This is a genomic window from Devosia alba, assembly GCF_039938915.1.
In the GTDB taxonomy this organism is placed as follows: domain Bacteria; phylum Pseudomonadota; class Alphaproteobacteria; order Rhizobiales; family Devosiaceae; genus Devosia; species Devosia alba.
Genome location: NZ_JBDUUI010000001.1, coordinates 275139 through 288684 on the forward strand (window position 1 = coordinate 275139; position 13546 = coordinate 288684).

Sequence of the window (13546 nt, forward strand, 5' to 3'; positions counted from 1 at the left end):
ATGTCGCAAGCAGAAGACCTTTTCGGCGCAGCTGACCCTGCAACCAGTCAGCCCGAGGCCACCAGGCCGGCCCCTGAAACGCCAATCGTCACCCCGACGACGGGTTCCTATTCGGCTGCTGATATTGAAGTTCTCGAGGGCCTTGAGCCCGTGCGGCGTCGCCCCGGCATGTATATTGGCGGCACCGACGCCAATGCCCTGCACCACCTGTTTGCCGAAGTCATCGACAACTCGATGGATGAAGCCATTGCCGGCCACGCCAGCCGCATCGAGGTGCATCTGGGCGCCGATGGGTACCTCACGATCACCGATAACGGCCGCGGCATTCCCGTGGAAAACCACCCCAAATATCCCGGCCGTTCGACGCTTGAGATCGTCCATACCGTACTCCATGCCGGTGGCAAGTTCGACTCCAAGGCGTATGAAACGTCGGGCGGCCTGCATGGCGTCGGCATTTCTGTGGTCAACGCGCTGTCCGACGACATGGTTGTCGAGGTGGCGCGCGAGCAGCAGCTCTACAGACTGCAGTTTTCCCGCGGCATACCGGTCGGCGGGATCCAAGCAATGGGCCGGGTCAACAATCGCCGTGGCACCACCACACGGTTCCATCCCGACCCACAGATCTTTGGCGAGACGGCACATTTCTCCGCCGCGCGCCTGTTCCGCATGACGCGGGCCAAGGCCTATCTGTTTGCCGGCGTCGAACTGCGCTGGAGTTGCGACGAAACCCTGGTCACCGATGATGCCCCGGCCAAGGCGGTGTTCCACTATCCGAACGGGCTCAAGGATTTCATGACCGCGCGCATCGAGGGCGAAACGCGCATTGTCGACGACCTGTTCGCAGGCAGCCACGGCAAGCCGGGTACGCAGGGCGCAGTCGAATGGGCCATTGCCTGGACCCTGGGCGATGGTGGCGTGTCATCCTATTGCAACACCGTGCCAACGCGTGACGGCGGCACCCATGAAGCGGGCCTGCGCTCGGCATTGCTGCGCGGCATCAAGAATTATGCCGACCTGACCAAGAACAAGGCTGCCGCCAATCTGACCGCCGAGGACATTTTCTCGCAGTGCAACGCCATGTTGTCGGTGTTTGTGCGCGAGCCCGAATTCGTCGGCCAGACCAAGGACAAGCTGGCCTCCAGCGAAGCCACGCGCATCGTCGACACCGCCATTCGTGACGCCTTTGACCACTGGCTGGCCGCCTCGCCCAACCAGGCCGGCAAGCTGCTCGACTGGGCTGTAGAGCGCGCCGATGAGCGCATGCGTCGCCGCAAGGAAAAAGAGATCGACCGCGCCAGTGCAACGCGCAAACTGCGCCTGCCCGGCAAGCTGGCTGACTGCACCCAGACCGCCGCGCAGGGCGCCGAACTGTTCATTGTCGAAGGCGACTCCGCTGGTGGCAGCGCCAAGCAGGCGCGCAGCCGTGCCAGCCAGGCCGTGCTGCCGCTGCGCGGCAAAATCCTCAACGTGGCCGGCGCCAGTCGCGAGAAGATGGCCGCCAGTCAGTTGATTTCCGACATGATCCAGGCCCTGGGCTGCGGCACCCGCGATCGCTATCGCGAGGAGGATCTGCGCTACGACAAGATCATCATCATGACCGACGCTGACGTGGACGGTGCCCATATCGCCGCGCTGCTGATGACGTTCTTCTTTCAGGAAATGCCCAAGCTGATCGACGGCGGGCACCTGTTCCTGGCATTGCCGCCGCTCTATCGTATCAGCCAGGGCGGCAAGACCCTCTATGCCCGCGATGACGCGCATCGCCTCGAGCTGATGGAAACCGAGTTCACCGGCAAGGGCAAAGTCGACGTCACGCGCTTCAAGGGCCTCGGTGAGATGCCATTCGCCCATTTGCGCGAGACCACCATGTCGCCAAAGAGTCGCACCCTGTTGCAGGTCAAGGTCCGTGACGATCTGGACGCTACCCGCATCAGCGTTGATCGGCTGATGGGCACCAAGCCGGAAGCCCGGTTTGATTTCATTCAGGAAAATGCGGCCTTCGTCACCGATCTCGATATTTAGCGAATCTGTTGCCGCGATTGTGACATGGACAACAGCCTTGGCCGAATTGACGGGGTCGATGTAGATGCCAATTAAGGCTAACCGGCGCAACACCGTTGACAGACAAGGCCTTTGCGCTATGGTCCGCGCCGCTGGGGCAAAGTTTTTGGGGCCTGTCACATAGACAATGCCCGCCCTTGCTATAGTGCCTCAGGGCCACTCCGTCGAACATGCACATCGTGCATCCCGTCCGGTGGCCATCCCAGTTGTGGATGCGTCTCGCAGCCGCGGTCCTGCACCCCAACTGACCACCCCGGCGCACCGTTCGAATGTCTCGAACTGGATCTGGCCCCGGGCGACGCCTCAGACGTGGATTACCCAATTTGACTGACGATTTTTCCGAGCTCGGACTGTCCACCAAAGTAACCGATGCAGTTGCCGCTGCAGGCTACACCAAGCCGACCGAGATTCAGGCCCAGGCAATTCCTCATGTCCTGCAAAAGAAGGACATTATCGGCATCGCCCAGACCGGCACCGGCAAGACGGCGTCGTTCGTGCTGCCCATGCTGACGCTGCTGGAAAACGGCCGCGCCCGGGCGCGCATGCCCCGCACCCTCATTCTCGAACCAACGCGCGAACTCGCAGCGCAGGTTTCCGAGAATTTTGAAAAATACGGCAAGAACCACCGCATCTCGATGGCCCTGATCATCGGCGGCGTGTCCTTCGAAGAGCAGAACAAGAAGCTTGATCGCGGCGTAGACGTGCTGATCGCTACCCCCGGCCGCCTGCTCGACCAGATCGAGCGCGGCAAGATCATGCTCAACGGCGTCGAGATCCTGGTGATCGACGAAGCCGACCGCATGCTCGACATGGGCTTCATCGACGACATTGAGAGAATTTGTGGCCGTCTGCCGCCCCGGCGCCAGACCATGCTGTTCTCGGCAACCATGTCCAAAGAGATTGAACGGCTGACCAAGAAGTTCCTCAAGGACCCGGTCCATATCCAGTCTTCCAGCCAGAGCTCAACGGCCGAAACCATTGATCAGAAGCTGGTCCGTGTGGGCTCCAAGCCCGACGAGAAACGCGCCGCCCTGCGCGAGCGCATCACTGCGGCTGACGGCCTGACCAACGCTATTATTTTCTGCAATCGCAAACGTGACGTCGCCACACTGGCCCGCTCACTGGAACGCCATGGCTTCAGTGCTGGTGCGCTGCATGGCGATATGGATCAGAAGAGCCGCACCGAGACGCTCGACGCCTTCAAGAACAATCGTTTGACGCTGCTGGTCGCCAGCGACGTTGCTGCCCGCGGCCTGGATATCCCCGCCGTGAGCCACGTCTTCAACTTTGACGTGCCCGTGCACGCCGAAGATTATGTGCACCGGATTGGCCGCACCGGTCGCGCCGGTCGTTCCGGGGTGGCCTACACGCTGGTATCGCCCGCCGACGGCAAGCATCTCGATGCCATTCTCAAGCTGATCCACATGCCCATCGAATATCTGGACACCGGCAAGCGTACTGCACCGGCCCCCGCCGACTCCGAAACCACCGAAGCTGGCGAGGAGCGTTCCGCTCGTCCCGCTCGCTCACGTCGCGGTGGTCCACGGACGCGGCCCTCAGCCGAGGCCACTACGCCTGCCAAGGCCGGGTCTGCCGATGCCGCGCCCGCCAAGTCGGCGCCGGCTGCCGCCGCGGCAGCAGATCCCGAAGCGGGCGACGCCCGTCCAGCGCGCTCGCGTCGCGGTGGCCCACGCACCCGCCCACCAGCCGAAGCTGTGGCGCCAGCAGCAGCCGCACCGGCTGCGCCAGAAGCTGAGGGCAAAGAAGCTGCTGCGCCAGCCAAGCCGGCACAGCGCCGGGAGCCAAAGCCCAAAGCAGAGCAAGCCGAAGCCCGCCCCGCGCGTGGCCGCAACCGCCGCCCAGCCGAAACGCGCGATGCTGATACAGATACCGATGGCAGTTCGCCATTCGGCAATGACGGTCCGGTTCCGGCCTTTTTACTTCGCTCAGCGCGCCTCGACCCCTAGTCCATCGCGTAAGTAACTTTACCCGCTGCGCGTTTATTGCGGCTGTGCTGTTGTGTTCATTAACGGCTTCACTGTATTTAACGCCAATGATTCTGCGGGCGCTGCGGCGCTGCTGGTAGAACGCGGGGGACGAGTTGTCGGACCAGGAATTCAAACGAGCGCTGGGCTATGCAAATTCGGCGTTTGACCTACTCAAGCGCAGCACTGTTCCGCCCTATCCACAGTTTTACGAACTGTTCTATACTTATGCTACCGGCGTCAATCCAACGCTGAACAATCGCATCAACGCGATCTTCCGTGCCGGTGACTCCCCCAGCGAAAGCCTTGCGGAGCAGTTGTACAACGAGTTCCTGAAGTCTGACGTCAATGACCGCATGACCGCTGTCTCACAGCGCATGCATGCCCGCATAGAGGCAGTGCATGGCGCCATCGACACGGCCATGACGACGGCCAATGCCTATTCAGGCTTGCTGCAATCGGCCAGCGGCGACCTCAGCCTCGGCATCTCGCCGGCAGCGATGAAATCCCTGTCCGAAAAGCTCTTGGCCGAAACCCGGCACATGCAATACACCAATCGCGCGCTTGAGGAGAAATTGCTGGCCTCCCGCGACGACATCGCCGCGCTGCAGCGGGACCTTGATGATGTGCGGCGCGAGTCGATGCTCGATCCGCTCACCAAGATTGCCAATCGAAAGAGCTTTGATGACGGACTCGCTGCGGCCATCGCCGAAGTGAGGGGGCGCCATGATCCACTCTGCCTGATGCTGGTGGACATCGACAATTTCAAGAGTTTCAATGACAGCTTTGGCCACCAGACGGGCGATCAGGTACTACGGTTAGTCGCCATGACATTGAAGTCCAACATCAAGGGCAAGGATCTGGCAGCCCGCTACGGTGGCGAAGAGTTTGTGGCCATTCTGCCCCATACCGATATCGAAGGCGCCGTCATCATTGCCGAGAATATCCGCCGGGCCCTTCAGGCCAAGGAACTGCTCAAGCGCTCCACCAATCAGAAACTGGGCCGTATCACGGCCTCGTTTGGCATCGCGGCCTTCCGCCCTACCGACACTGCCGCCTCGTTGATCGAGCGCGCCGACCGATGCCTTTACGCCGCCAAGCACGCCGGTCGCAACCGGGTGATCAACGAGTCTGAGCTGGTCAACACCGTAACGCCGACCCGTAAGCAGGGTGCGTCGGCCGCCTGAACTAGCTCGCCGGCGTCAACTTCACGCCCAGGCCGGCCAGCATGTCCCAATAACCCGGATATGTCTTGCCGGTACAAGCAGGATCCAGAATCACGATGCCGGGTATCCGCAGACCCGCTAGCGCAAACGCCATGGCGATGCGATGGTCGTGATAGGTCTCGATTTTCACTACACTGTTGCGCTGCGCCAGCCTGCTGGCCAGATCGGGATCAGACGCGACGAGCAGATCGTCGCCCTCCTCAGTGCCCAGAGCGGGTAGAATGCGCGACAGTTCGGTCGCTACGGCATGCACCCGGTCCGTTTCCTTGACCCGCAGATTGGCAATGCCGACAAACCGCACCGGATAATTGTTGAAGGCAGCCAACACCGCCAGGGTCGGCACGGCATCCTGCATCTGCGAGCCGTCAATCACCGCAGGCATGTTGGGAAACTGTGCGATTACGGCCTGTGCGGCGGCATCTGGCTGGGTAAAGGCCTCTGCCTCAACCCCAAGGTCGATATTGCCGCCCGTCAGCGCTGCTGCGCCCCACAGATAGGTTGCCGCCGAGGCGTCCGGTTCAATCAGCAGGTCGCTCGCCGTGTAGCCGGTTGGCGCTACCCGCCAGGTGCCGGCATCAATCTGCTCGACCTTGGCGCCAAAGCTGCGCATCGCCGCCAGGGTCAGATCGACATAGCCCCGCGCCCCGATATCGCTGCCGGTCAAGGCAATCTCGACGGGTCCGGCGCCCAGCGGCGCCGCCATCAGCAGGGCCGACACATATTGGCTCGACAGCCCACCATCGATCTCGACGCGTCCCTGGCCAAAGCTGCCCGTACCTCGAATGGTCACTGGCGGGCAGCCTGTTGGGCTCTTGGCGTCAATGCCGAGCGACACCAGCGCCTCAACCAGCGGCCCGATGGGGCGCACCCGCATTTCTGCGTCGCCATCGACCACAACGGTGCCATTCACGGTCGCCACTGCTGCCGTGAGAAACCGCGTGGCGGTGCCGGCATTGCCCAGAAACAGCGGCGCGTCTGGCGCCTGCAAGGTACCGGTGCTGGTGACGACAAAGCTGGTAGCGTCGGGCTCTTCCACCTGCACGCCCATCTGGCGCAGCGCCGCAGCCATCAGCTCGGTATCCTTGCTTTTCAGCGCGCCGGACAAATGGCTGGTGCCATTGGCCAGGGCCGCCAGCAACAAGGCCCGATTGGTAATAGATTTGGAGCCTGGCGGGGACACGCGCCCCACCAGCGGATGGGAAGGCGGCGTGATCGCGTATGCCGCGGGCAGAGCAGTCATGCGGGGATCTCAGAGGCTGGAGCCGAAGTGCCCAGACCTGTTAGGCCATAGCGCCCCGGCGTGCAACCGGCCGCTAAGCCGAAGCGCGCGCCTCAGCGATGGCTTTGAGGTCGGCCGCCTTGAGCTGCACGCTTTCGCCACAGCCGCATTCCCCGGTCTGATTGGGGTTCTTGAAGGTGAAGCTCGAGCCCAGTTTAGCGCTCTCAAAATCCATCACCGTGCCCAACAGATACATCGTCGCCTTGGGATCGATCCAGACATTGACGCCCTTGTCGGTGATATGGTCGTCGCCCTTCACCGGCTCAGCGACATAGTCCATGGTGTAGCCGACGCCAGCGCAGCCGGCATTCTTGATGCCGACCCGCAGCCCAATGACGGGCTTGTCGGAATCTTCGATGATTTCATTGATGCGGGCCGCAGCGGCATCGCTCAACGACATGATCTTGAAGGCCATGGGCGGAAACTTTCTATCGGCGTTTCACGATATATAGGCGCAAACGTCGAAAATTACCACCAGTTCAAGGCAACTTGTGCTTCTTCACTCATACGCGTGGCATCCCACGGCGGATCAAACACCATGTTGACGGTCACGTCCTGAATACCTTCAACGCTGCGGGCAGCATTTTCCACCCAGCCCGGCATTTCGCCAGCCACCGGACAGCCCGGCGCGGTCAGTGTCATGTCGATCACGAGGTTGCGGTCATCGTCCAGATCCACCTTGTAGATCAGACCCAGTTCGTAGATATCGACCGGAATTTCCGGATCATAGACCGTCTTGAGGGCCCCGATCAGATCGGCAGTAATGCGCTCCACCTCGGTCTCGGGCAGATCGCCGGCGATGGTTGGAGTGACGCCTGTCGTTGGTAGTTCTGGTGCAGGAGCGATTTTGGCTTCGTCGGTCATATCTTGATGTCCTCGCAGCTAGGCGAAAAAAGTCTGGGCACGTTCAATGCCGTCCACCAGCGCGTCCACATCGTCCTTGCCATTGTATAGGGCGAACGAGGCACGGCAGGTAGAGCTGACACCAAATCGTTTGAGCAGTGGTTGGGCGCAATGGGTCCCGGCTCGTACGGCAATGCCGTAACGATCCAGGATCGTCGAGACGTCATGAGCGTGTGCCCCCTTGATCTCGAACGAGAAGATTCCACCCTTGCCTGGCGCAGTACCGATCATGCGCAGTGAATTGATCCGGCTCAATCGTTCACTGGCATAGGCGGCAATTTCGGCCTCGTGGGAAGCAATAGCCCCCCGGCCGAGGTCGCTCATGTAATTGAGCGCCGCACCCAGACCAATGGCCTGTACGATGGGCGGCGTTCCCGCCTCAAACCGGTGCGGCGGCTCGTTATAGGTCACACTATCGAGTGTCACCGTGTCGATCATCTCGCCACCACCCTGAAAGGGCTGCATTTCGGCCAGCAGATCATATTTGCCATACAGCACACCGATCCCGGTGGGGCCGTACAGCTTGTGGCCGGTCATGACATAAAAATCGGCGTCCAGATCCTGCACGTCGACCTTGGTGTGCACGGCGCCCTGACTGCCATCGATCAGCACCGGAATGCCCCGCGCATGGGCGATTTCAATGACCTGCTTGATCGGCGTTACCGTGCCCAGCACATTGGACATATGGGTAACCGCAACCATCCGCGTCCGGCTCGTCAGCGTGGCTTCGAAGGCATCGATATCAAAGCTGCCATCATCACGCACATCGACCCATTTGATCACCGCGCCCTTGCGCTCGCGATGGAAATGCCAGGGCACGATATTGGAGTGGTGCTCCATGATCGAAAGCACGATCTCGTCACCCTCGCTGATGCGCGGCCCGGCAAAGGAGGCCGCAACCAGATTGATCGCCTCCGTCGCCGATCGGGTGAAGATGATCTCTTGGGCTTTGGCGGCGTTCAGGAAGGCCCGCACCGCTTCGCGGCCAGCCTCAAAGGCGTCAGTTGCCCGGTTGGCCAGCGTATGCAGGCCGCGATGGACATTGGCGTATTCGTGCCGGTAGGCATGATCCATCCGCTCAAGCACCTGCACCGGCTTCTGCGCCGATGCGCCGCTGTCCAGATAGACCAGTCGCTTGCCATGAATCCGCTCCGACAGGATCGGAAAATCGGCGCGGACTTTATCCAGATCGACGGTCATCAAGCCCCCAGCAGCCAGCCATCAACGATGCCCACCAAGGCCTCGTGCAGGGCTTCGTCCTCGATTGGGTCCAGCACTTCCTCGATGAAGCCCCGCACCAGCATGGTCTCGGCCTCCGCCTGGGGTAGACCGCGGCTCATCAGATAGAACATGGATTCCTCATCCAGTTCACCACAGGTCGAGCCATGGCCGCACACCACGTCATCGGCGTAGATTTCCAGCTCGGGCTTGCTGAGGATCTCGGCTTCGTCAGAGAGCATCAGCCCCTGCATCATCATCTTGGCGTCGACTTTTTGCGCGTCGCGCTCAACCACGATCTTGCCCTGGAACACCGCCTTGGACCGCCCGCGAGCGATCTGCTTGTACATTTCCTGGCTGGTGGTGTGAGCCACGGCGTGCCGGATATCGATGGTGATATCGTTGTGCTGGCCATCTTCGACCAGATTGAGCCCAGTGAAATCGCCATGGGCGCCCTGCCCGGCAAAACGGGCAAATACCTGCGAGCGCGACAGCGCCGCGCCGGCATGGATGGTCAGCGTGCGCAGCTTGGCGCCCTCGGCAAGGTCATACTCATTGGTAGCAAAATGCGACGTTGCCTTGCCCGACAGATCCACGGTGATGTGGGTCACCACCGCATTCTTGCCGACCGCCAGATAGGTGGCATGGTTGCCGACATGGGCGGCATCCGAACCCGAAAATGTTTCGAGGATCACGGCCGAAGCGTTGTCCGCAACGAAGATCTTCAGCGAATCTGCGACATGCGCGGCGGCGCCTTCGATGCGACGATCAACCTGGATCACCGGGTCAACACTGCCCTCAAGGGTCAGTGTCAGGCTCTGCTTGGCCAGCGCGCCGTTCAGATGCACCAGCACGTCATCGCGTGTGCTCAACGCGCTGCCCTGGGCATCACCGACCATCACGCCGGCCGGCGCGGTGGTCGAGGACTGGATCACGCCATTGGCAATCATCAACTGATAGGCGCCCGCCACACGCAGGGCCGGTGCGCTTGCCTGGTTGGCCGGTTCAGCCAAAGGCGGCACCGTCTTCAGCAGCATCTTGAGGTCGGTATAGTGGTAGCTCTCAACCCGGCGCGTCGGCAGGCCCGCAACGGTAATCCGTTCGGCCGCTGCGGTCGCGCCCACGCTGTTGAGCTGGGCGATCAAGGTATCTTCGGCTGCACCGAGCCGGACGGGTAAAACCTGTGCCATGCTCAAGCCGCCGCGCCATCGAAGTCGGCATAGCCCTTGGCTTCCAGTTGCAGGGCCAGGTCCTTGTCGCCGCTCTCAACGATCTTGCCGTCACTGAACACATGCACCACGTCGGGCACGATGTAGTTGAGCAGCCGCTGGTAGTGGGTGATTATCAGCATCGAGCGACCAGCACTGCGCAGCGCGTTGACGCCCTTGGAGACGACCTGCAATGCATCGATATCGAGGCCCGAATCCGTCTCGTCCAGAATGCACATCTTGGGCTGCAACAGCGCCATCTGCAGCACTTCGGCGCGTTTCTTCTCGCCGCCCGAAAAGCCCACATTGAGCGGGCGCTTCAGCATGGCAGTATCAATCTGCAGATCGGTGCCGGCAGTCTTCACCGCGCGCATGAAATCAGGCGTCGACATTTCGGCTTCGCCGCGCGCCTTGCGCTGGGCGTTCATCGCCGCCTTGAGGAAGGTCATGGTGGCCACGCCTGGAATTTCGATCGGGTACTGGAAGGCCAGGAAAAGGCCCGCTGCCGCGCGATCGGCCGGGTCCATCTCCAGCAGGTTTTCGCCATCGAGCAGCACTTCGCCCTCGGTGATCTCATAGTCAGCCTTGCCGGCCAGGACATAGCTCAGCGTCGACTTGCCCGAGCCGTTGCGGCCCATCACAGCGTGCACTTCACCGGGCGGAATGATCAGGTTCACGCCCTTGAGGATTTCGCGGTCTTCGATACGCGCGTGCAGATTGCGGATTTCAAGGATTGGGGTGGTCATGGCTTCATCTCCAATTTGGGTTCGGTGTCGCCTTCCAGACGCCGACCAGATGGTTGTTCAAAAGGCCTCATCTCGAGCATGTGCAAGGACGAGGCCGTGGCAGGTTGGTGTCCCCGACCTCGTGGCCCGAGGGGCTCACCACGGTTCTCAGGTGGTTCGGCTAGCCCACACTGCCTTCGAGACTGATGGCGATCAGTTTCTGCGTTTCCACCATGAACTCCATCGGCAGATGCTGCAGCACGTCGCGCACGAAACCGTTGACGATCAGCGCCACCGCCTCTTCTTCATTGAGGCCGCGCTGCTGGCAGTAGAACATCTGATCGTCCGAAATCTTGGACGTCGTCGCCTCATGCTCGAACACCGCCGAGCCATTGCGGCTTTCAATGTAGGGCACCGTATGGGCCCCGCATTTATCGCCAATGAGCAGACTGTCGCACTGCGTGAAGTTGCGCGCATTCTTGGCCCTGGCATGGGCAGAGACCTGACCGCGATAGGTATTGTCCGAAAAGCCGGCGGCAATGCCCTTGGAAATGATGCGGCTGGAGGTGTTCTTGCCCAGATGGATCATCTTGGTGCCGCTATCGACCTGCTGATAGCCATTGGAAATGGCGATCGAGTAGAATTCGCCGCGCGAACCGTCGCCGCGCAGAATGCAGCTGGGGTACTTCCAGGTGATCGCCGCGCCGGTTTCCACCTGGGTCCAGGAAATCTTCGAGTTGGCGCCCCGGCAATCGCCACGCTTGGTGACGAAGTTGTAGATGCCGCCGTTGCCGTCCTTGTCGCCCGGGTACCAGTTTTGCACCGTGGAATACTTGATCTCGGCATTGTCCATCGCCACCAGTTCCACCACTGCGGCGTGCAACTGGCTCTCGGCGCGCGACGGCGCCGTGCAGCCCTCGAGATAGCTGACATAGCTGTCGGCCTCGGCAATGATCAGCGTGCGCTCGAACTGACCGGTCTTCTTCTCGTTGATGCGAAAATACGTGCTCAGCTCCATCGGGCAGCGCACGCCCTTGGGGATGTAGACAAACGAGCCGTCGGTGAACACGGCGCTGTTCAGGGTCGCGTAGTAATTGTCGGTAACCGGCACCACCGTGGCCAGATACTTCTGTACCAGCTCGGGATATTCGCGAATGGCTTCCGACATCGAGCAGAATATGATGCCGACCTTGGCCAGTTCCTCGCGGAACGTTGTCACCACTGATACCGAATCCATCACCGCATCGACGGCAACATTGGGGCGCTCGACGCCAGCCAGAATTTCGCGTTCCTTCAGCGGGATACCGAGCTTCTCATACATTTCGAGCAGTGCCGGATCGACTTCATCCAGACTCGTCGGCGCCGGCGTCGATTTCGGCGCGGCGTAGTAATACATGTCCTGCAGATCGATCTGCGGATAGTGCACCTTCGCCCAGTTTGGCTCGGTCAGGGTCAGGAAACGCCGATAGGCATCCAGACGCCATTCCAGCATCCACTCGGGCTCCTGCTTCTTGGCGGAAATGAAGCGGACCGTGTCTTCGCTCAGCCCCTTGGGCGCCATGTCGGATTCGATAGCGCTTTCGAAGCCGTATTTGTACTTGTCCACGTCCAGCGACAGCACCGAATCCACGGTGGCGCGGTCAATGTTTTCCTTGAGCGTGGGGATATGGTCGTAATCCGCCATGTCGGCTTCTCCTATTTGCTCCTCGGCGATTCAAGGTCGCCGCGAACCGTCTAAAACTGATACGGCCTAGGCCGCCTGACCCTGCGCGCGCTGGCGCTCCAGGATCGATTGGTAACCGGCAGTGAACGCATCAACGTCCGCTGCGGTAGAATTCCAGCCCAGGCTGACGCGCAGCGCGCAGTCAGCCAGAGCGCCCGGCACGCCCATCGCCGCCAGCACATGGCTTGGCCCGACCTTGCCTGATGAGCAGGCCGACCCCGACGACACCGACAGACCCAACAGGTCCAACCCCATCATCGCGGTACTGTTCTTGACGCCCGGCACGGCAAAATTGGTCACATTGCCCAGTCGCTCGCCGCCAAACACCACTGCCTCGGCCGGCAATGCCGCTTCCAGCCGCGCTGTCAGCGCTGCCACACCGGCCGCTTCATAGCGCTCGGTAAATGCTGCCGCTGCCGCTCCAAAGGCCGCGATCAAGGCCGCTGCTTCCGTGCCGCCGCGCCGCCCCTGCTCCTGCCCGCCACCGGGAATAAGCCGGACCACATCGGCATGAGCCTTGACCAGCAGCGCGCCAACGCCAGCGGGCGCTCCAATCTTGTGGCCACTCACCGCCACCATATCTGGCGCCGAGGCCGCAAAATCGAGGGGAATTTTGCCCAGCGCCTGCACGGCATCGACGAACAAGGTGTGCCGGGTTGGCCCGACCAGCGCATTGATCCGCGCCATGGGCTGGACCACACCGGTCTCATTGTTCACCCAGTGCAGCGCTACCAGCAGATTGCCCTGCGCCTCACCGATCACCTGCGCCAATTGATCCAGATCAATGCTGCCATCGGCCAGCAGGCCGACAGTAATAACCGGCAACCCACTCGCTTCGGCCGCCTTGCCGACAGCGGCATGCTCGCCGGCGCTGATGACAACGGCATCGGCCGCAAAGCTCTTGGCACCGCCTACAATGGCTTGAGTGATCGCCTCGGTTGCCGAGCCGGTGAACACCACCTGCTTACGCTCGGCGCCTGCCAGGCGGGCAATGTGCACCCGGGCACTGTCAATCAAATGGCGCAGGGCGCGGCCATGTCCATGGACCGAGGATGGATTGCCCACGAGATCAAGCGCAGCCACCAGCGCCGACCGCGCTTCTGGCAGAAGCGGGGACGCGGCATTGTGATCAAGATAGATCGCCGTTCTGGTCATCGGATTCCCATTTGGCGCATGCGCGCCGGTCATACCATCCATGCCTGTGCAGAGGCGGCATAA

The 13546-nt window shown here is 61.5% G+C and carries 11 protein-coding genes; 3 read left to right on the top strand and 8 right to left on the bottom strand.

The features are described from left to right. The 3 genes from parE (at window position 1) to ABFY71_RS01320 (ending at window position 5233) form a co-directional block, all read left to right on the top strand. Entirely contained in the window at window positions 1-2022 is a 2022-nt protein-coding gene (gene parE, locus ABFY71_RS01310; protein ID WP_347944340.1) for a DNA topoisomerase IV subunit B, read from the top strand. Window positions 2023-2384: 362 nt separating this feature from the next. Then, window positions 2385-4028 (top strand): DEAD/DEAH box helicase, encoded by a 1644-nt coding sequence (locus tag ABFY71_RS01315; protein ID WP_431021490.1) that lies wholly within the window; start codon window positions 2385-2387, stop codon window positions 4026-4028. Between the two features lie 134 nt (window positions 4029-4162). Continuing rightward, the gene (locus ABFY71_RS01320) at window positions 4163-5233 is read left to right on the top strand and encodes a GGDEF domain-containing protein (protein WP_347944342.1); all 1071 of its coding nucleotides are present in this window, start codon (window positions 4163-4165) and stop codon (window positions 5231-5233) included. A 1-nt stretch (window position 5234) separates the two neighbouring features. Here ABFY71_RS01320 and aroA read toward each other — a convergent pair whose 3' ends face one another. The 8 genes from aroA to ABFY71_RS01360 all read right to left on the bottom strand — a co-directional run bounded on the left by aroA (window position 5235) and on the right by ABFY71_RS01360 (window position 13483). Then, a complete protein-coding gene (gene aroA / locus ABFY71_RS01325; protein ID WP_347944343.1) occupies window positions 5235-6512 on the bottom strand; it encodes a 3-phosphoshikimate 1-carboxyvinyltransferase in 1278 nt (425 codons plus the stop codon). 73 nt (window positions 6513-6585) lie between these two features. After that, entirely contained in the window at window positions 6586-6966 is a 381-nt protein-coding gene (locus ABFY71_RS01330) for a HesB/IscA family protein (protein ID WP_347944344.1), read from the bottom strand. Window positions 6967-7019: 53 nt separating this feature from the next. Then, window positions 7020-7415, bottom strand: a complete 396-nt coding sequence (locus ABFY71_RS01335) for an SUF system Fe-S cluster assembly protein (protein WP_305577859.1) — start codon at window positions 7413-7415, stop codon at window positions 7020-7022. Window positions 7416-7433: 18 nt separating this feature from the next. Continuing rightward, window positions 7434-8654: a cysteine desulfurase gene (locus tag ABFY71_RS01340; RefSeq protein ID WP_347944345.1), complete on the bottom strand. Its 1221-nt coding sequence runs from the start codon at window positions 8652-8654 to the stop codon at window positions 7434-7436. Next, on the bottom strand, window positions 8654-9862 hold the full coding sequence (gene sufD, locus ABFY71_RS01345; RefSeq protein ID WP_347944346.1) for a Fe-S cluster assembly protein SufD: 1209 nt from the start codon (window positions 9860-9862) through the stop codon (window positions 8654-8656). Before sufD ends, ABFY71_RS01340 begins: the two co-directional genes overlap by 1 nt. 2 nt (window positions 9863-9864) lie before the next feature. Beyond that, complete coding sequence (gene sufC / locus ABFY71_RS01350; protein ID WP_347944521.1) at window positions 9865-10614, bottom strand: Fe-S cluster assembly ATPase SufC; 750 nt, start codon at window positions 10612-10614, stop codon at window positions 9865-9867. A 172-nt stretch (window positions 10615-10786) separates the two neighbouring features. Next, window positions 10787-12289 (bottom strand): Fe-S cluster assembly protein SufB, encoded by a 1503-nt coding sequence (gene sufB / locus ABFY71_RS01355; protein WP_347944347.1) that lies wholly within the window; start codon window positions 12287-12289, stop codon window positions 10787-10789. Window positions 12290-12355: 66 nt separating this feature from the next. Beyond that, window positions 12356-13483: a cysteine desulfurase family protein gene (locus ABFY71_RS01360; protein ID WP_347944348.1), complete on the bottom strand. Its 1128-nt coding sequence runs from the start codon at window positions 13481-13483 to the stop codon at window positions 12356-12358. Between the last annotated feature and the right edge of the window lie 63 nt (window positions 13484-13546).

What these genes read in the sequence shown, in the direction of transcription:
- parE (WP_347944340.1), top strand. Translation starts at nt 1, where the DNA reads ATGTCGCAAGCAGAAGACCTTTTCGGCGCAGCTGACCCTGCAACCAGT.
- aroA (WP_347944343.1), bottom strand. Translation starts at nt 6,512, where the DNA reads ATGACTGCTCTGCCCGCGGCATACGCGATCACGCCGCCTTCCCATCCG.
- ABFY71_RS01330 (WP_347944344.1), bottom strand. Translation starts at nt 6,966, where the DNA reads ATGGCCTTCAAGATCATGTCGTTGAGCGATGCCGCTGCGGCCCGCATC.
- ABFY71_RS01335 (WP_305577859.1), bottom strand. Translation starts at nt 7,415, where the DNA reads ATGACCGACGAAGCCAAAATCGCTCCTGCACCAGAACTACCAACGACA.
- ABFY71_RS01340 (WP_347944345.1), bottom strand. Translation starts at nt 8,654, where the DNA reads ATGACCGTCGATCTGGATAAAGTCCGCGCCGATTTTCCGATCCTGTCG.
- sufD (WP_347944346.1), bottom strand. Translation starts at nt 9,862, where the DNA reads ATGGCACAGGTTTTACCCGTCCGGCTCGGTGCAGCCGAAGATACCTTG.
- sufB (WP_347944347.1), bottom strand. Translation starts at nt 12,289, where the DNA reads ATGGCGGATTACGACCATATCCCCACGCTCAAGGAAAACATTGACCGC.
- ABFY71_RS01360 (WP_347944348.1), bottom strand. Translation starts at nt 13,483, where the DNA reads ATGACCAGAACGGCGATCTATCTTGATCACAATGCCGCGTCCCCGCTT.